Origin of the sequence: Streptomyces sp. NPDC127114 (assembly GCF_042677525.1) — a bacterium.
Classification (GTDB): Bacteria; Actinomycetota; Actinomycetes; order Streptomycetales; family Streptomycetaceae; genus Streptomyces.
Genome location: NZ_JBHXTJ010000003.1, coordinates 94725 through 111904 on the forward strand (window position 1 = coordinate 94725; position 17180 = coordinate 111904).

Below are 17180 nucleotides of genomic sequence, written 5' to 3' on the forward strand. Positions count from 1 at the left end.
CGCGAGCGTCACTCCGGCTTCGCGGCCGCCGTCTTCTTGGCGGCGGCGGTGGTCTTCTTCGCCGTCGTGGTCTTCTTGGCGGCGGTGGTCTTCTTCGCCGCCGTCGTCTTGGCCGCCGTCGTCTTCTTGGCCGCCGTCTTCTTGGCGGCGGTCTTCTTCGCGGGCGCCTTCTTGGCCGCCTTCTTCGCGGGGCCCTTGGCCCGCTTCTCGGCGAGCAGCTCGTAGCCGCGCTCGGGCGTGATCGTCTCCACGCTGTCGCCGGTGCGCAGGGTGGCGTTGGTCTCGCCGTCCGTCACGTACGGGCCGAAGCGGCCGTCCTTGACGACCACGGGCTTCTCGCTGACGGGGTCGGTGCCGAGCTCCTTCAGCGGGGGCTTGGCGGCGGCCCGGCCACGCTGCTTGGGCTGGGCGTAGATCGCCAGCGCCTCCTCCAGCGTGATCGTGAACAGCTGCTCCTCGTCCGTCAGGGAGCGCGAGTCCGTGCCCTTCTTCAGGTACGGGCCGTAGCGGCCGTTCTGCGCGGTGATCTCGACGCCCTCGGCGTCGGTGCCGACGACGCGCGGCAGCGACATCAGCTTGAGCGCCTCCTCGAGGGTCACCGTGTCGACCGACATCGACTTGAAGAGCGAGGCGGTACGCGGCTTGACCGCGTTCTTGCCGGTCTTCGGGGTGTCCTCGGGCAGGATCTCCGTCACGTACGGGCCGTAGCGGCCGTCCCTGGCGACGATCATGTTGCCGCTGACCGGGTCGGTGCCCAGCTCGAAGTCGCCGCTCGGCTTGGCGAGCAGCTCCTCGGCGTAGGCGACGGTCAGCTCGTCGGGCGCCAGGTCACCGGGCACGTCGGCGCGCTGGTGGCCTTCCTGGTCCTTCTCGCCGCGCTCGACGTACGGGCCGTAGCGGCCGACGCGCAGCACGATGCCGTCGCCGACGGGGAAGGAGGAGATCTCCCGGGCGTCGATGGCGCCGAGGTCGGTGACGAGCTCCTTCAGGCCGCCGAGATGGTCGCCGTCGCCGTTGCCGGCGTCGGCCGCGCCGGAACCCTCGCCGCCGCCCTCGCCGAAGTAGAAGCGCTTCAGCCACGGCACCGCCTGGGCCTCGCCGCGCGCGATGCGGTCGAGGTCGTCCTCCATCCTGGCGGTGAAGTCGTAGTCGACGAGCCGCCCGAAGTGCTTCTCCAGGAGGTTGACCACGGCGAAGGACAGGAAGGACGGCACGAGGGCCGTGCCCTTCTTGAAGACATAGCCGCGGTCGAGAATGGTGCCGATGATCGAGGCGTACGTCGACGGGCGGCCGATCTCGCGCTCTTCGAGCTCCTTGACCAGGCTGGCCTCGGTGTAGCGGGCCGGAGGCTTGGTCGCGTGGCCGTCGGCGGTGATCTCCTCGGCGGCGAGCGCGTCGCCCTCGGCGACCTGCGGCAGACGCCGCTCGCGGTCGTCGAGCTCCGCGTTCGGGTCGTCGGCGCCCTCGACGTAGGCCTTCATGAAGCCGTGGAAGGTGATCGTCTTGCCGGAGGCCGTGAACTCGGCGTCGCGGCCGTCCGCGGCGGTGCCGCCGATCCTCACCGTGACCGAGTTGCCGGTCGCGTCCTTCATCTGGGAGGCGACGGTCCGCTTCCAGATCAGCTCGTAGAGCCGGAACTGGTCGCCGGTCAGACCGGTCTCCGCCGGGGTGCGGAAACGATCACCCGAAGGCCGGATCGCCTCGTGCGCCTCCTGGGCGTTCTTGACCTTGCCCGCGTAGACGCGGGGCTTCTCCGGCAGGTAGTCGGCGCCGTAGAGCTGCGTGACCTGGGCGCGGGCCGCGGAGACGGCGGTGTCGGACAGCACCGTGGAGTCCGTACGCATGTAGGTGATGAAGCCGTTCTCGTACAGCTTCTGCGCCACCTGCATGGTCGCCTTGGCACCGAAGCCGAGCTTGCGGCTGGCCTCCTGCTGGAGGGTGGTGGTGCGGAACGGCGCGTACGGGGAGCGGCGGTACGGCTTCGACTCGACCGAGCGGACGGAGAAGCGCGTGTCGGCGAGGGAGGCGGCGAGCGCGCGGGCCTTCTCCTCGTCGAGGTGGAGCACGTTCGCGGTCTTCAGCTGCCCGTCGGCGCCGAAGTCGCGGCCCTGCGCCACCCGCTTGCCGTCGACCGTCGCGAGCCTCGCGACCAGGGACGACGGGTCGGACGGGTCGCCGGCGCGGCCGGTGGCGAAGGTACCGGTGAGGTCCCAGTACTCGGCGGAGCGGAAGGCGATGCGCTCGCGCTCGCGCTCGACGACGAGCCGGGTGGCGACGGACTGGACGCGGCCGGCGGACAGGCCGCGCATGACCTTCTTCCAGAGGACCGGCGAGACCTCGTAGCCGTAGAGGCGGTCGAGGATGCGGCGGGTCTCCTGGGCGTCGACCATCCGCTTGTTGAGCTCGCGCGGGTTGCGCACGGCCTGCTGGATGGCGTCCTTGGTGATCTCGTGGAAGACCATCCGGTGGACGGGGACCTTGGGCTTCAGGACCTCCTGGAGGTGCCACGCGATGGCCTCGCCCTCGCGGTCCTCATCGGTGGCGAGGAAGAGCTCGTCGGACTCGGCGAGCAGCTCCTTGAGCTTCCTGACCTGCGCCTTCTTGTCGGCGTTGACGACGTAGATGGGCGCGAAGTCATGATCGACGTCGACGCCGAGACGGCGCACCTCGCCGGTGTACTTCTCGGGCACCTCGGCGGCGCCGCTCGGGAGGTCGCGGATGTGCCCGACGCTCGCCTCGACGACGTAGCCGGGGCCGAGGTAGCCCTTGATCGTCTTCGCCTTGGCAGGCGACTCGACGATGACGAGTCGGCGGCCGCCCTGTGCGGTCTCGCTGGTCGGGGACAACTTCGCTCTTCTCTCCGGTCGACGCTCTCTGGCACGTACTGCGTACTGCGACCGTACGACGCACTGCGTACGGGCTGCGCTGGCACGCACGGCAGCGACACGGACGGTGACGCTGTCGTCGCTGCGGAGTGTGACGGTACAACCCGCCCCCGTGTCAAACGGCGAAAGCCCGCAACGGCCACTCGAACGGTAACCCGACTCCTGCCCTTCCTGCCGCCCGGACTCCCGGACGGACCGGGCGGGCCATCCGGCCGGGCTCGCGTCACAGCCGCCCGAAGCACCAGATCCCGAGGAGGAGGAAGCCGGCCCCGAAGAGGGTCGTGAGCGCCGCGGCCGTCCGCGGCGCGACGCCGAGCGCGACGGGCTCGCCGTAGCGCACGCGCACGCCCGTCCAGAGCAGCAGCGCGGCTCCGAACAGCGCGAACGCCGTCCCCGCGAAGATCGCCGGCCCGCTCTCCATGCCCGTACCCCGTTCCCTCGCCCATGGCTTTTCGGCCCCGGAGCCGAGGCTGGCACCTTCCGGCGTCATCAGGGCGAATTCCCGGTGAACGGCACGATCGGTCCCGAACGGTTTCACGAGGATGGCCGGTACTCCCCCTTCCTCCTCTCTTCTTTCGTCACGTCACTCACATCACATCGAGCGTGGCGCGGCGCCGGCTGCCCCGCTCGAAGACGGCGAGCAGCGCGACGGCGAGGACCGCGTGGCCGGAGCCGACCAGCAGCTCGGTCCCGAGCAGCCGGCCGTCGAGACCGCCGCCCGCGGCGAGCCGGCGCGCCGCGTCGGCCGCGTGGGTCAGCGGCAGCAGCTCCCCGGCGGTGCGCATCCAGCCGGGCAGGGTGTCCCGGGGCACGGCGGCGCCCGTCAGGAGGAGCAGTGCCGAGCTCGCCACGTTCGACACCAGGAACACGTCACGGAAGCGCAGCCCGAACGCCCCGAGCACGAGCCCGAACGCCGAGCAGGCCGCGGCTCCGGCGAGCAGGACCAGGCCGAGTCCGGGCAGCGCCTGCGCCGGTACGGGCAGCCCGAGCACGGCCGTGGCGGCGGCGAGCACGAACGCGCTGACGAGCAGCCCGTTGAGGACGTACGGCAGAGCGCGACCCGCCCACAGCGGGACCCGGTGCCGGGGTGAGAGCAGGACGGCCCCGAGGGTGCCGTACCGGCGCTCGTTGGCGACGGCCATCGTGCCGCCGTACACGCAGGAGGCGGAAGCTGCGAGTACGGCGTTGCCGACAAGGTGGAAACGGTCGTCGGCGACCCCGAGTTCCCGCCCGAGGAAGACGAAGAAGAAAACCTGAAGGAGCGGGCCGACCAGCAGAGTTCCGATGAACATGGGCGGCGTCGTCCAGTTGAACAGGGCGCGGTACGAGAGGGCTCCGCCGACGACGACGAGCCGCGCGGAGGAGAGCAAGCGGAACAGCACGGCGGGCCTTTCAGACGAGGGCAAGGGTCGCGGCGGCGCGCGCCCGGCGCTCCACCCGGCCGAGGACGAGCACGGCGGCCAGGGCGTAGCCGGTGCCCAGCGCCACGGCGGCGAGCAGCGGCGTGAGCACGTCACCGCCGGAGGTCGCCGCGTGCACGGCCCGCGCGCCCCAGGTGGTGGGCAGCGCCCAGGAGAGCGGGTGCGTCCAGGCGGGCAGCACGGTGACCGGTACGAGCAGCCCGGACAGCAGCCAGACGGGCGTGTCGAGCGGGTTGGCCAGGGCGTTGGCGTTGCGCAGCAGGACGAAGGTCGCGGCGAGCAGCAGTCCCGTCATGCCGAGGGCCAGCACGCAGACCGGCACGGCGAGCAGGAACAGCAGCGGATGCGCGAAGTCCAGCGGCACTCCGAAGAGGACCACGCCCCACAGCACGGTCGCGCCCATCGCGTACGTGCCGATGACGGCGGTCGCGAGGGTGATCGGCAGCAGTACGAGAGCGAGCGGGGTCGGCGCGGCGACCAGGGTCTCCAGGGTGCCGAGCCAGCGCTGGTTCTGCACGGCGCCGCCCGAGCCGAAGAGCACCGAGCCCCAGATGCCCATGAGTCCGGCGCCGACGGAGGCCGTGAGCAGCCGGTCGGGGTCGCCGGCGGCGCGGAACAGGTAGACGGCGAGGGTGGCGTAGACGAGCGGGACGAGCACCGCGAAGGTGATCTCGATCGGGGAGCGCGACATGTACGAGACGTGCGTGCGCACGCCGACGACGACGAGCCGCAGCAGCCGTGGGGCGCGGATCACGCGGCCACCTCCGGCGCCGACGACGCGGACGGAGACTCCGCGGGCGACTCCGCCTGGGTCTCCGCCTCCGCCTCCGCGGGGTCCGTGGGCTCGCGTCGGGCCGTGTCCTCCACGATCGCGATGTAGGCGTCCTCCAGGGACGGTTCGCGGCTGACGACCCGTCCGACGCGCACGCCGTCGAGCGCCGCGAGGACCCGCGCGTGCGGTTCGGCGCCGCGGTCGCTCTGCACGGTCAGGGCCTGCGCCGCCCCGCGCTCCTCGACGGCGGCGCCGCGTACGCCCGGGATCCGGCGGACCCGGCCGAGCAGCTCCTCGTCGACGCCGTACACCTCGAACTCCAGGACGTCCCGGTCCCCGACCCGGGACTTCAGGCTCTCGGGCGTGCCGAGGGCCCGGATCCGGCCGCCCGCGATGACGGCGATGCGGTCGCACAGTTCGTCGGCCTCGGCCATGTAGTGCGTGGTGAGCACCACGGTGGTGCCGGCGGCCGCGAGGCCGGCGACGGTGCGGCGCAGGTCGCGGGCGGCGACGGGGTCGACGCCGATGGACGGCTCGTCGAGGAACAGCACGTCGGGCCGGTGCAGCAGTCCGCGGGCGATGTGCAGCCGCTGCCGCATGCCGCGTGAGTAGCCCTCGACGCGCTCCCGCTCGCGGCCCGCGAGACCGACCAGGTCGAGGAGTCCGGCGATCCGCCGCTTCTGGTCGCGGGCCTCGACCCCGTACAGCTCGGCGAAGTAGCGCAGGTTGTCGAGCGCGCTGAGCCGCTCGTACAGGCCTCGGTCGCCGCCGAAGACGTACCCGATCCGCCGCCGAACGGCCACCGGCTCGCGGGCCACGTCGTGCCCGAACACCCGGGCCGTGCCGGAGGTCGGCAGGAGCAGGGTGTTGAGCATCTTGATGGTGGTGGTCTTCCCGGCGCCGTTCGGCCCGAGGAGCCCGAACAGCTCCCCGGGGGCCACGTCGAACGTGACCCCGCGCACGGCCTCGGTCTCGGTACGGCGCGGCCGGAGCCATCCGGTCCGGCTGGTGTAGGTGCGGCGCAGCGCGTCCGCCTCGATCGCAAGCATGCGCCGGACGGTAGGAGCGCGGCCGGCGGCCGGGCGAACGATTCGGGAGCCCCCGAATCGTCAGGCGGCCTCGGTCAGCACCCCTTCGCCGGCGAGCAGCGCGAGCAGCGAACGCCCGGTGTCCGTCAGCTGGTAGTAGACCGAGCGTCCCACCCGGTGGCGGGTGACCACGTCGGCGCCGGTGAGCAGCGACAGGTGCTCGGAGACGGTACTGGGTGCGAGGCCGAGGCGGTCCGCGAGGCCGTGCGTGGTCAGCGGCCCGTCCAGTTCCCTGAGCACGGCGGCCCGGCCCCGGCCGAGGAGAAGCCCGAGCCGGTCGCCGCCGTCGGCCGGCCCGGCCTGCCGCTCGCGCAGTACTCCGGCGCCCCTGGCCTGGAAGGAGACGGTCAGCACCTCGGGGTCGTCGGTCGAGTAGAGCCGGCAGCCCTCGGCGAAGACCAGCGGCACCAGCACGAGCCGCCGCTCCCCCGCCGCGTACTCCGCGTCGAGGTACTTGGTCAGTTCGAGCACGGGCCGCTCCCAGCGACCTCGGCTCTCCAGCCCTTCGAACAGCGCGTCGACGCCCTCGGTGGCGAAGGTCCTGGCCCGGACGAGGACTTCGTCCTCCACCAGCCGGCGCATGACCGGCCAGTACGGCGCGATGGCCTCCTCCCACCAGGCGGCGTACGCGTCGGCGAGCGCCGCACAGGCGGCCTGCGGATCCGTCAGATACGGCCGCAGGAAGGACGCTTCGGCCATGCCGGGGTAGCAGACGGCGGCCTGGGCGCGGACGAACGCCGGGTCGGTGGACCGCAGCAGGTCCAGTTCCTCGTGCACGTCGGCGGTGCCGACCGGCCGGGGCATCAGGAAGTCGGAGACCTCGTACCGCCCTTCGGCGAACAGGTCCCACAGCGGCCGCAGCCGGTCGTCCTCGCGCCACACCTCCCGCGCGTGCCCCACCCACTCCTGGTACGGCCAGGAGGGGTTTCGCTGCGGGAGTTGCAGGTGGAGGGCGCAGAAGGCGTCCCGCAGCGGGCTCGTCGCGATCCGGGTCGCGCCGAGCGCGGCCTCGTCGAGCTCGATCCGTATCAAGCGGGCTCCTCTCCCGTCGCGGGCAGCAGGAAGCCCTCCTCGACCAGGAGCCGGATGGCCTGCGGAGTGCGGTCCCGCAGCAGGACCGGGTCCTCGCCGGTGAGCTGGCCGATGGCGTCGAGGATCCGGCCGGCGCTGAGAGTGCCGTCGCACACGCCCGCGAACCCGGCGGCGACGTGGTCGACGCGGGTGGCGCGGCGCATGCCCCGGTTCTGCCGCAGCAGGACGTGCTCCGGGTCCTCCGCGCCGGGCAGGCCGACCTGCTCCTGCACGACCTCGGGCGCGAGGACGAAGCTGTCGGCGAGCAGCGCCGCGTCGTCGTGGCCGCGCAGGTAGTCCTGGCGCTCGAAGTGGGCCCGGACGGTGTCGCCGAGCGGCTGCTCGACGGGATGCGGCCACTCCTCGACGACGATCGAGGGCTCGACCCGGCCCGAGGCGACGGCAGCGTTCTTCCGGAGGGTGATCCAGCCGAAGCCGATGGCCTTGGTCTTGCTCGCCTCGAACTCGTCGAGCCAGCGCCCGTACGCCAGCCGGTACTCGGCCGGGTCGCCGCGGTGCTCGCCGCTGTCGCGCAGCCACAGCTCGGTGTACTGGGTGACGTCCTGGACCTCGCGCTGCACGATCCAGGCGTCGCAGCCGGCCGGCACCCAGGAGCGGAGCCGGTCCTGCCACTCCTCGCCGTCGACGTGCTGCCAGTTGGCGAGGAACTGGGCGTAGCCGCCGTCGTTGAGCCGGTCCCCGGCCTGCTGCACGAGGGTGCGGCACAGGTCGTCGCCGCCCATGCCGCCGTCCCGGTAGGTCAGTCCGGCGCCGGGGGAGATCACGAACGGCGGGTTGGAGACGATCAGGTCGTACGTGTCGCCGTCGACGGGCTCGAACAGGGAGCCCTGCAGCAGCTCGGCGCCGCGGGCCCCGGAGAGGGCGAGGGTGAGCCGGGTGAAGTCGAGGGCGCGCGGGTTGAGGTCGGTGGCGGTGACCAGGGTGGCGTGCTGCGCGGCGTGCAGCGCCTGGATGCCGGAGCCGGTGCCGAGGTCCAGCGCGGTGGCGACCGGGGTGCGGACGGTGATGCCGGCGAGGGTGGTGGACGCCCCGCCGACCCCGAGGACGACTCCTTCGTCCTTCTTCCCGATGCCGCCGGCGCCGCCGACGGCACAGCCGAGGTCGGAGACGATGAACCAGTCCTCGCCGTCCGGTCCGCCGTACGGCCGGACGTCGACCGTGGCGTACACGGTGTCGTCCTCACGGACCAGCCAGCCGTCGGCGAGCGCGTCCTCCAGGGGCAGCGCGGCGGCGGCCCGCTCCTGCTCGACGGCGCGCTGGAGCAGGAAGAGGCGGACGAGGGTCTCCAGCGGGGAGTCCCCGCGGGTGGCCCGCAGCGCGGGCACGGTCTCGCTGCGCGCGAGAGCGGCGTAGGCCTGGGCGCCGAGCAGGTCGAGCAGGCCGTCGGCGGTGAAGTCGGCGGCGAGCAGGGCCTCGCGCAGTCGGGCGGCGTGCGTGGGCACCGGAAGGCTGGGGGTCGTGCTGGTCGTACTCACGTGCCCCATTGTGACGGCCACCACCGACAACGGCAGCCACTGACGTCACCGCGCCCGCCTCCGCAGGGGCTGCGGCGAGCCCGTCCGGCGGAATGCCGAACGGGCCTCGCGCGTCGTGGCAGCGCTTCGGGCGCCTACTCCTCGCTCTTGGCCGAGGCCGAGGGCTTCGCGGACGGCTTCGTCGAAGGCGCGGTGGAGCCGGTCGCCGGGGCGCCGGCCTTCGGGGAGGCGCTCGGCGGCACCGACGCCTTGGGCGTCTGGCAGCCCGGCTGCTTGGCCATGGCCTGGCCGAGTTCGCCGGCCTGGAGCTTGGCGACGGCGTCCTGGTCCATGTTCTGGATCTTCGCCAGGTTGTCGGAGACGACCTTCAGGCCGTCGGCGAACTTCTGCTGGTTCGACGTGTCGAGCGCGTCGACCTGCTTCTTCAGCCCGTCGTAGGCCACGGCCGTGGCGTTGAGCTCCTTGATGGCGTCCTGCTGGACCTTCTCGCCGTTCTCGACCGGCGGCACCCCGGCGCTCTCGACGGCCTTGGCGAGGGCCCGGTCGGCGGCGGCGATGTCCTGGAAGGCCTTCGAGTCGGCGGCCTTGATCGCCTCCGGCTTGCTGTCGGCGGCCGTGGAGATGATCAGCTGGTTGGCGTTGGCCCGCTTCTGGATCTGCGGCTGCGCCTGGTCGCAGAACGTCTTGGCCCAGTCGTTGACCTTGTCGCCCTCGTCGTCGCTGCAACCGGACAGCACGAGCACCAGTACCGCGCCGCCGGACAGTGCGGCCGCAAGCTTCTTGTTCACCGGATCGGTCCCTTCCAAGGCTCTCGGCCCCGGAACATACACGCCGCACGGACGCCATCCACCGATCGTGCGACCGATTCATCCGATATTGCAGCCGTTTGAACCAAGCAGACAGGGGCGGACGTCACGTCAGAATGTGCCGTCCGCCCCTCCTTTGACGGATCCTCATCAGGCTGTGCCCCACGTCCTCTCAAGGAGTGACGGCGGCGTCCTTCGAAGAGCCGTCCCGCTCCGCCGAGCCGTCGCCGACGGCCACGGACCGCCGCTTGGAGACCCGCACCGCCGCCACGATGACGAGGAACGCGAGCAGGGCGACCAGCGCCCGCAGCCAGGGGTTGGCGTCGTCCCCGTACGCGAACTGCACGACCGCGGGGGCGATCAGCAGCGCCACCAGGTTCATCACCTTCAGGAGCGGGTTGATCGCCGGTCCCGCGGTGTCCTTGAAGGGATCGCCGACGGTGTCCCCGATGACCGTCGCGGCGTGCGCGTCGCTGCCCTTGCCGCCGTGGTGGCCGTCCTCGACCAGCTTCTTCGCGTTGTCCCAGGCGCCGCCGGAGTTGGCGAGGAACACGGCCATCAGCGCGCCCGTGCCGATGGCACCGGCGAGATACGCGCCGAGCGCGCCGACACCGAGGGTGAAGCCGACCGCGATCGGGGCCATCACGGCCAGCAGACCGGGCGTGGCTAGCTCGCGCAGGGCGTCCTTGGTGCAGATGTCGACGACCCGCCCGTACTCGGGCTTCTCGGTGTAGTCCATGATCCCGGGATGCTCGCGGAACTGCCGCCGCACCTCGTACACCACGGCCCCGGCCGACCGGGACACGGCGTTGATCGCGAGCCCGGAGAACAGGAACACGACGGCGGCCCCGAGCACCATGCCGAAGAGGTTGTTGGGCTGGGAGATGTCCATGGAGAGGTTCATCTCGCTCGCCTTCGCCCCGACGTCGGCGACGGCGGTCGCGATGGCGTCCCGGTAGGAGCCGAACAGCGCCGACGCCGCGAGGACGGCGGTGGCGATCGCGATGCCCTTGGTGATCGCCTTCGTGGTGTTGCCGACGGCGTCGAGGTCGGTCAGCACCTGCGCGCCGGCGCCCTGGACGTCGCCCGACATCTCGGCGATGCCCTGGGCGTTGTCGGAGACCGGGCCGAAGGTGTCCATGGCGACGATCACGCCGACGGTGGTGAGCAGCCCGGTGCCGGCGAGGGCGACCGCGAACAGCGCGAGCATGATCGACGCACCGCCGAGCAGGAAGGCCCCGTAGACGGCGAGGCCGATCAGCAGCGCCGTGTAGACGGCCGACTCCAGACCGATGGAGATGCCGGCGAGGACGACGGTGGCGGGGCCGGTCAGCGAGGACTTGCCGATGTCGCGGACCGGGCGCCGGCCGGTCTCGGTGAAGTAACCGGTGAGCTGCTGGATCAGCGCGGCGAGCACGATGCCGATGGCCACGGCGACCAGGGCGAGCACACGCGGGTCGCCGTCGTGGGCGGGGATGCCGGGCTCGGTGACGCCCTCGAGTTCGGCGTAGGAGGACGGGAGGTAGGTGAAGACGGCGACGGCGACGAGCGCGAGCGAGATCACCGCGGACAGGAAGAAGCCGCGGTTGATGGCGGTCATCCCGCTGCGGTCGGCGCGCCGCGGAGCCACCGCGAAGATGCCGATCATCGCGGTGACCACGCCGATCGCCGGCACCATCAGCGGGAAGGCGAGGCCGAGGTCGCCGAACGCGGCCTTGCCGAGGATCAGCGCGGCGACGAGCGTCACGGCGTACGACTCGAAGAGGTCGGCGGCCATGCCGGCGCAGTCGCCGACGTTGTCGCCCACGTTGTCGGCGATGGTGGCGGCGTTGCGCGGGTCGTCCTCGGGGATGCCCTGCTCGACCTTGCCGACGAGGTCCGCGCCGACGTCGGCGGCCTTGGTGAAGATGCCGCCGCCGACCCTCATGAACATGGCGATGAGGGCGGCGCCGAGCCCGAATCCCTCCAGCACCTTCGGCGCGTCGGCGGCGTAGACGAGGACCACGCAGGACGCGCCGAGCAGACCGAGTCCGACGGTGAACATGCCCACCACACCGCCGGTGCGGAAAGCGATCTTCATCGCCTTGTGGGAGACGGAGGTCAGGTCCTTCTCCGGTTCGCCCTCGGCCGGGGTGGCCTCCCGCGCCGCCGCGGCCACCCGTACGTTCGCGCGTACGGCGAGCCGCATTCCCACATATCCGGTGACCGCCGAGAAAAGCGCGCCCACCAGGAAGAACAGCGAGCGTCCGGCCCGCTGCGACCAGTTGTCGGCCGGCAGCAGGAACAGCAGGAAGAACACGACGACGGCGAAGACGCCGAGGGTGCGCAGCTGCCGGGCGAGATAGGCGTTCGCGCCTTCCTGCACGGCGGCCGCGATCTTCCGCATCGTCTCCGTGCCCTCGCCGGCCGCGAGGACCTGTCGTACGAGGAGCTGTGCCACGACCAGCGCCGCGAGCGCGACGGCCGCGACGACGATCACGATCACGCGGTTCTCCTCGGTGAGCACCGCGGCTGCTAGACCCGCCATTCCGTCCTCCTTGACGTCGAGGGGTCAAGACAAGGCGGATTGTAAGGAGGGAAACCTGATCAAAACAGGGCGCCGCAATGGTAATTCCCGAATACCTCACAAGTGCGGCCGAATGCGGTAATGGGCCCAAAGCATTCGTGGCCGATTTCGGCTCCGGGGAATGAGAAGAGGCCCTGCGGGGCAGGGCCTCTTCTCACGTTCTGATGTTCTCGGATGCCGCCCCTACGGGCGCGCCACGGGCGCAGCCGCCGCCCGGCACCTCCGTGCCGACGCGGGCCTTCGCGAGCCGCGCGGCCTCCGTTGACCCCGCGTCCCGCCCGAGCCTCGCGCCGGTCCCGGGGTCAGCCGAGCGCGGCGTCCGGGTTGGCGGGCCAGCTCATCCTGATGGTGCCGCCGTCCTCGCCGGCGCTCACCTCCACGTCGTCGACGAGCCCACGGATCACCGCGAGACCCATCTCGTCCTCACCACCGGCATCGTCGAAGTCCTCGGCCGGAGCCGCTTCGCGCGCGCCGGGCACCCCGACGGCGTCGGCGGCCGCCACACCCGCGCCCGGCACCTCGTCGCCGACCTCGATGGAGAAGGTCTTCTCCTCCTCGGTCAGCCTGACCCGGACGGGGGTGGTGACGCCGTTGCTGCGGTGCAGCCCGACCGCGCGGGAGCAGGCCTCACCGACGGCGAGCCGGACCTCGTCGAGGACCGCGTCGTCGACCCCGGCCCGGCGCGCCACCGCGGCGGCCACCAGGCGGGCCGTGCGGACGTGCTCGGGCTGGGCACTGAAGAGGAGTTCAACGGTGGCCATGTGATCCCCCTGCGATTCTCGGCTGCTGAACGGGGCGACGCTGTGCGTGGCCTCAGTCAGCGGCGTTGACGGCCTCGTCCACCGACGTGTGGATCGGGAACACCTTGGTGAGGCCGGTGATCCGGAAGATCTTGAGAATGCGCTCCTGGTTGCACACCAGTCGCAGCGATCCCTCATGCGCGCGCACGCGCTTCAGACCGCCCACCAGCACGCCGAGGCCGGTCGAGTCGAGGAAGTCCACGCCTTCCATGTCGACAACCAGGTGGTAGCTGCCGTCGTTCACCAACTCGACCAACTGCTCGCGCAGCTTGGGCGCGGTATACACATCAATCTCGCCACCGACCTCGACGACCGTACGGTCGCCGTTGGGGCCGGGCACAGTGCGAGTCGACAGAGACAGGTCCACGGGTCCTCCAGCACCTAGCTATCGAGCGGCCGTCCCTCGGGGTCTCCCGGGCGGAGCCACGGGACGGATCGCCGGCCGCGATGGCATTCAATCACTTACCGGCAGCCATGCACGACGCCTTGGGAGCATTGTCCGTCACGCCGGTGACACACTCGGTGCCGATGGCAGAGAATCACCGCCCCAGCCGACCCGCCGGAGACACGGGCAGCCGCCCCTCTCCCGGCGAGGTCCTCGACCGGCTTTCGCGAGGCGAGAGCCGGGCCGCGCGCATCACTCATACGGAGCATCTGCCCGCCCGTGCGGGCCGCCATGCCGTCTGGCCGCACCGCATCCGGGCGGAAGTGATCGCGGCGGTCGAGAAGGCCGGGATCGAGCATCCCTGGGCCCACCAGGCGGAAGCCGCCGAGCACGCCCTGGACGGCACCTCCGTGGTGATCGCCACCGGAACGGCCTCGGGCAAGTCGCTCGCCTATCTCACCCCCGTCCTCTCCACTCTCCTCGACGGCAGCGAGGCCGCGAACGGTCGTGGCACCACCGCCCTGTACCTGGCCCCGACCAAGGCCCTCGCCGCCGACCAGCGGCGCGCCGTACGCGAACTCGCCGCCCCGCTCGGCAACCGGATCCGCCCCGCCGTCTACGACGGCGACACGCCGGTCGAGGAGCGCGAGTGGGTCCGCCAGTACGCGAACTACGTCCTCACCAACCCCGACATGCTCCACCGGGGCATACTCCCGTCCCACCCCCGCTGGTCCTCGTTCCTGCGCTCCCTCCGCTACGTCGTCGTCGACGAGTGCCACACCTACCGGGGCGTCTTCGGCTCCCACGTCGCCCAGGTGCTGCGCCGGCTGCGCCGCGTCTGCGCCCGTTACGGCTCCGAGCCGGTGTTCCTGCTGGCCTCGGCCACCTCCGCGGACCCCGCCCGCGCCGCGGGCCGGCTCACCGGGCTGCCGGTCACCGAGGTGTCCGACGATGCCTCCCCGCGCGGCGAACTGGTCTTCGCCCTGTGGGAGCCGCCGCTGACCGAGCTCCACGGCGAGCAGGGAGCCCCGGTCCGCCGCACCGCCACCGCCGAGACCGCCGACCTGCTGACGGACCTCACCGTGCAGGGCGTCCGCTCGGTCGCCTTCGTCCGCTCCCGGCGCGGCGCCGAACTGATCTCGGTGATCGCCCAGGAACGCCTCGCCGAGGTCGACCGCACCCTCGCCCGCCGGGTCGCCGCCTACCGGGGCGGCTACCTGCCCGAGGAGCGGCGCGCCCTGGAGCGGGCCCTGCACTCCGGCGAACTCCTCGGCCTGGCCGCGACGACCGCCCTGGAGCTCGGCGTGGACGTCTCCGGCCTGGACGCCGTCGTGATCGCCGGATACCCGGGGACCCGCGCCTCCCTGTGGCAGCAGGCCGGGCGCGCCGGACGCTCCGGCGAGGGCGCGCTCGCGGTCCTCGTCGCCCGCGACGACCCGCTCGACACCTTCCTGGTCCACCACCCCGAGGCGATCTTCCAGCAGCCCGTCGAGTCGACCGTCCTGGACCCCGACAACCCCTACGTCCTCGCCCCCCATCTGTGCGCCGCCGCCGCCGAGCTGCCGCTGACCGAGTCCGACCTGGCCCTCTTCGGCCCGGCCGTGCCCGAGCTGCTGCCCCAGCTGGAGTCCGCCGGCCTGCTGCGCCGCCGCTCCACCGGCTGGTACTGGACCCGCCGCGAGCGCGCCGCCGACCTCGCCGACATCCGGGGCGGCGGCGGCAGCCCCGTACGGATCGTCGAGGCCGGCACGGGCCGGCTGCTCGGCACGGTCGACGAGGCCGCCTCCCACGCCGCCGTCCACGAGGGTGCCGTCCACCTCCACCAGGGCCGCACCTATCTGGTCCGCGAGCTCGACCTGAAGGACTCCGTGGCCCTCGTCGAGGAGGCGAACCCGCCCTACTCGACCACCGCCCGCGACACCACCTCCATCTCCGTCCTGTCCACCGACACCGAGATCCCCTGGGGAGCCGGCCGCCTCTGCTACGGCTCCGTCGAGGTCACCAACCAGGTCGTCTCCTTCCTCCGCCGCCGTCTGATCACCGGCGAGGTGCTCGGCGAGACCAAGCTCGACCTGCCGCCCCGCACCCTGCGCACCCGGGCCGTGTGGTGGACGGTCACCGAGGACCAGCTCGACGCCGCCCGGATCAACCCGGAGATCCTCGGCGGCGCCCTGCACGCCGCCGAACACGCCTCCATCGGCATGCTGCCGCTCTTCGCCACCTGCGACCGCTGGGACATCGGCGGCGTCTCCGTCCCGCTCCACCCCGACACCCTGCTGCCGACCGTCTTCGTCTACGACGGCCACCCCGGCGGCGCCGGCTTCGCCGAACGCGCCTTCCACACCGCCCGCGCCTGGCTCACCGCCACCCGCGAGGCCATCGCCTCCTGCGAGTGCGACGCGGGCTGCCCGTCCTGCATCCAGTCCCCCAAATGCGGCAACGGCAACGACCCCCTCCACAAACGCGGCGCCGTCCGCCTCCTCACGGAACTCCTGCGGGGCGCCCCCGAGGAATCCACGGCGGAGGAGAACCTGTCCGGGGCCGGTGGACCCAGGGACGGTGGGCCCGGGGACGGTGAACCCCGGGACGGCGGGTCCGGAGACGGTGGGCCCCAGGACGGTGGGGCCCGGGCGGGTCGAACCCGGGACGGTGGGGCCGCAGCAGACGCGTCTGCGGACGGCGCCTCTCCCGAGGGCACGGACGAGCCCGGCCGGCCCCGGCGGGCGAGCGGCGGCTAGGCCGTTTCTTTCGGATCAGGGCCGGACAGGCCGCGGCGTCTGGTGCATGGGGTCTCCCCAGGCCCGCCAGGGCCGAGGCGAAGCATCGCAAGGCGCCGGAGCGTCGCGAATGGGGTCTCCCCTGCTCGAGCGAAGCCGAGAGCTTGGGGAAGGAGCTATCGGGGCGTTTCGGCAACGCGGCGAGGTGCCGTGCCAGGCGTCGCGGACCCGGCCAAGATCCGGAAGAGACGGCCTAGGGCCTGTTCGGCTCTGATCCGCCGCAGGCCCTAGGGCGTGTCCGGCGGGTCAGGGCCGGCCGGAGACGCTCTTCCGGCCGGTGGGAGGGCAGGCGGGCCCGCGCGGGCGCGGGACTGCGGGTCCCATGGAGGGTGCGCCACGCGCGTGGTGACGTCGGCGATGTCATCGCGGACCTGGCAGCGGACCAGAGTGGCGCCCTGCGCCGCCGCGACGCGGGCCGCGGCCGCACAGGCGTCCTGCTCGCCCCACAGGGTGCGGCCGGCCGCGGCGAGGGCCGCCAGGTCGGCAGCCGCGCCCGCGCGGTGACGGGCCGCGACGGCCTGGCCGAGGGCGAGCACCGCGCCGAAGACGACGCAGAGCGCGCAGGCCGCGAACGCGGTCCACACCGTGGCCGCACCCCTGTCGGCCGGACATGTCCGGCGGGCGCTCCTCATGGGATCGCCTCCCCTACCGTGTCCTCGGCGAGCGCCGCCGCCCCGGCCCGCAACGTCAGCCCGAGCCCACCGGGCCCCGGCGCGGTCGCCTCCACGTTCACCCGCCAGAGCTCGCCTTCCCGTGCCACCGTGACGGTCGCGCCCTCGGGAGCAGCGGCCCGGGCCGCTGCCTCGGCGGCCGGGACGGGCTCGGAGCGGGCGACCGCCCGCGCCCCGGCCCTGGCGGCGTCCACGCACTGGATCTGTGCGGCGGCTGCTGCCAGTCCCCAGAGCAGGGCCGCGGTGAAGAGGACGAGGGCGGGCAGTGCGACCGCCGTCTCCGCGGTCACCGATCCCCGGTCAGAACGGCGCATCGAGAGCCTTCCCGATCACCGATTCCAGCGCCTTGCTCACCGTGCCGCTGGTGAGCACCTTGTAGAGCACGGCCGCGAAGGCCGCGGCGGCGATCGTGCCCATCGCGTACTCCGTCGTGCTCATGCCC

General features: G+C 72.5%; 15 protein-coding genes. 1 reads left to right on the forward strand and 14 read right to left on the reverse strand.

What is annotated here, in order from left to right:
- Positions 1-8: 8 nt before the first annotated feature.
- From topA to ACFVGS_RS04310, 11 genes are all read right to left on the reverse strand, one after another.
- On the reverse strand, positions 9-2846 hold the full coding sequence (gene topA, locus ACFVGS_RS04260) for a type I DNA topoisomerase (RefSeq protein ID WP_385690243.1): 2838 nt from the start codon (positions 2844-2846) through the stop codon (positions 9-11).
- Positions 2847-3108: 262 nt separating this feature from the next.
- Positions 3109-3306 carry a hypothetical protein gene (locus ACFVGS_RS04265; RefSeq protein WP_384408628.1) on the reverse strand — a complete coding sequence of 66 codons (198 nt, stop codon included), beginning with the start codon at positions 3304-3306 and terminating at the stop codon, positions 3109-3111.
- A 166-nt stretch (positions 3307-3472) separates the two neighbouring features.
- Positions 3473-4267: an ABC transporter permease gene (locus ACFVGS_RS04270; protein WP_384408630.1), complete on the reverse strand. Its 795-nt coding sequence runs from the start codon at positions 4265-4267 to the stop codon at positions 3473-3475.
- A 10-nt stretch (positions 4268-4277) separates the two neighbouring features.
- A complete protein-coding gene (locus ACFVGS_RS04275; protein ID WP_384408632.1) occupies positions 4278-5060 on the reverse strand; it encodes an ABC transporter permease in 783 nt (260 codons plus the stop codon).
- Entirely contained in the window at positions 5057-6127 is a 1071-nt protein-coding gene (locus ACFVGS_RS04280) for an ATP-binding cassette domain-containing protein (protein WP_385690248.1), read from the reverse strand. Before ACFVGS_RS04280 ends, ACFVGS_RS04275 begins: the two co-directional genes overlap by 4 nt.
- Positions 6128-6187: 60 nt before the next feature.
- On the reverse strand, positions 6188-7198 hold the full coding sequence (locus ACFVGS_RS04285) for an ArsR/SmtB family transcription factor (RefSeq protein WP_384408636.1): 1011 nt from the start codon (positions 7196-7198) through the stop codon (positions 6188-6190).
- Positions 7195-8742, reverse strand: a complete 1548-nt coding sequence (locus ACFVGS_RS04290; protein WP_384408638.1) for a methyltransferase — start codon at positions 8740-8742, stop codon at positions 7195-7197. The genes ACFVGS_RS04285 and ACFVGS_RS04290 overlap by 4 nt, the downstream gene beginning before the upstream one ends.
- A gap of 125 nt (positions 8743-8867) precedes the next feature.
- Positions 8868-9521, reverse strand: coding sequence for a small secreted protein (locus ACFVGS_RS04295; RefSeq protein WP_384408640.1), 654 nt, complete (start codon positions 9519-9521; stop codon positions 8868-8870).
- 190 nt (positions 9522-9711) lie between these two features.
- Positions 9712-12066, reverse strand: a complete 2355-nt coding sequence (locus tag ACFVGS_RS04300; RefSeq protein ID WP_384408642.1) for a sodium-translocating pyrophosphatase — start codon at positions 12064-12066, stop codon at positions 9712-9714.
- Between the two features lie 341 nt (positions 12067-12407).
- Positions 12408-12866, reverse strand: coding sequence for an ATP-binding protein (locus ACFVGS_RS04305; protein ID WP_384408643.1), 459 nt, complete (start codon positions 12864-12866; stop codon positions 12408-12410).
- A gap of 52 nt (positions 12867-12918) precedes the next feature.
- Complete coding sequence (locus tag ACFVGS_RS04310) at positions 12919-13272, reverse strand: STAS domain-containing protein (protein ID WP_384408645.1); 354 nt, start codon at positions 13270-13272, stop codon at positions 12919-12921.
- 80 nt (positions 13273-13352) lie between these two features.
- Between ACFVGS_RS04310 and ACFVGS_RS04315 the strand changes: the two genes are divergently transcribed.
- Positions 13353-16028 (forward strand): DEAD/DEAH box helicase, encoded by a 2676-nt coding sequence (locus ACFVGS_RS04315; protein WP_385690253.1) that lies wholly within the window; start codon positions 13353-13355, stop codon positions 16026-16028.
- A gap of 266 nt (positions 16029-16294) precedes the next feature.
- Here ACFVGS_RS04315 and ACFVGS_RS04320 read toward each other — a convergent pair whose 3' ends face one another.
- From ACFVGS_RS04320 to ACFVGS_RS04330, 3 genes are read right to left on the reverse strand one after another with little or no spacing between them, the layout of a single operon-like run.
- On the reverse strand, positions 16295-16651 hold the full coding sequence (locus tag ACFVGS_RS04320) for an Rv3654c family TadE-like protein (protein WP_385690256.1): 357 nt from the start codon (positions 16649-16651) through the stop codon (positions 16295-16297).
- 44 nt (positions 16652-16695) lie between these two features.
- A complete protein-coding gene (locus tag ACFVGS_RS04325) occupies positions 16696-17028 on the reverse strand; it encodes a TadE family type IV pilus minor pilin (RefSeq protein ID WP_384408651.1) in 333 nt (110 codons plus the stop codon).
- 10 nt (positions 17029-17038) lie between these two features.
- Positions 17039-17176: a DUF4244 domain-containing protein gene (locus ACFVGS_RS04330; RefSeq protein WP_361585035.1), complete on the reverse strand. Its 138-nt coding sequence runs from the start codon at positions 17174-17176 to the stop codon at positions 17039-17041.
- Between the last annotated feature and the right edge of the window lie 4 nt (positions 17177-17180).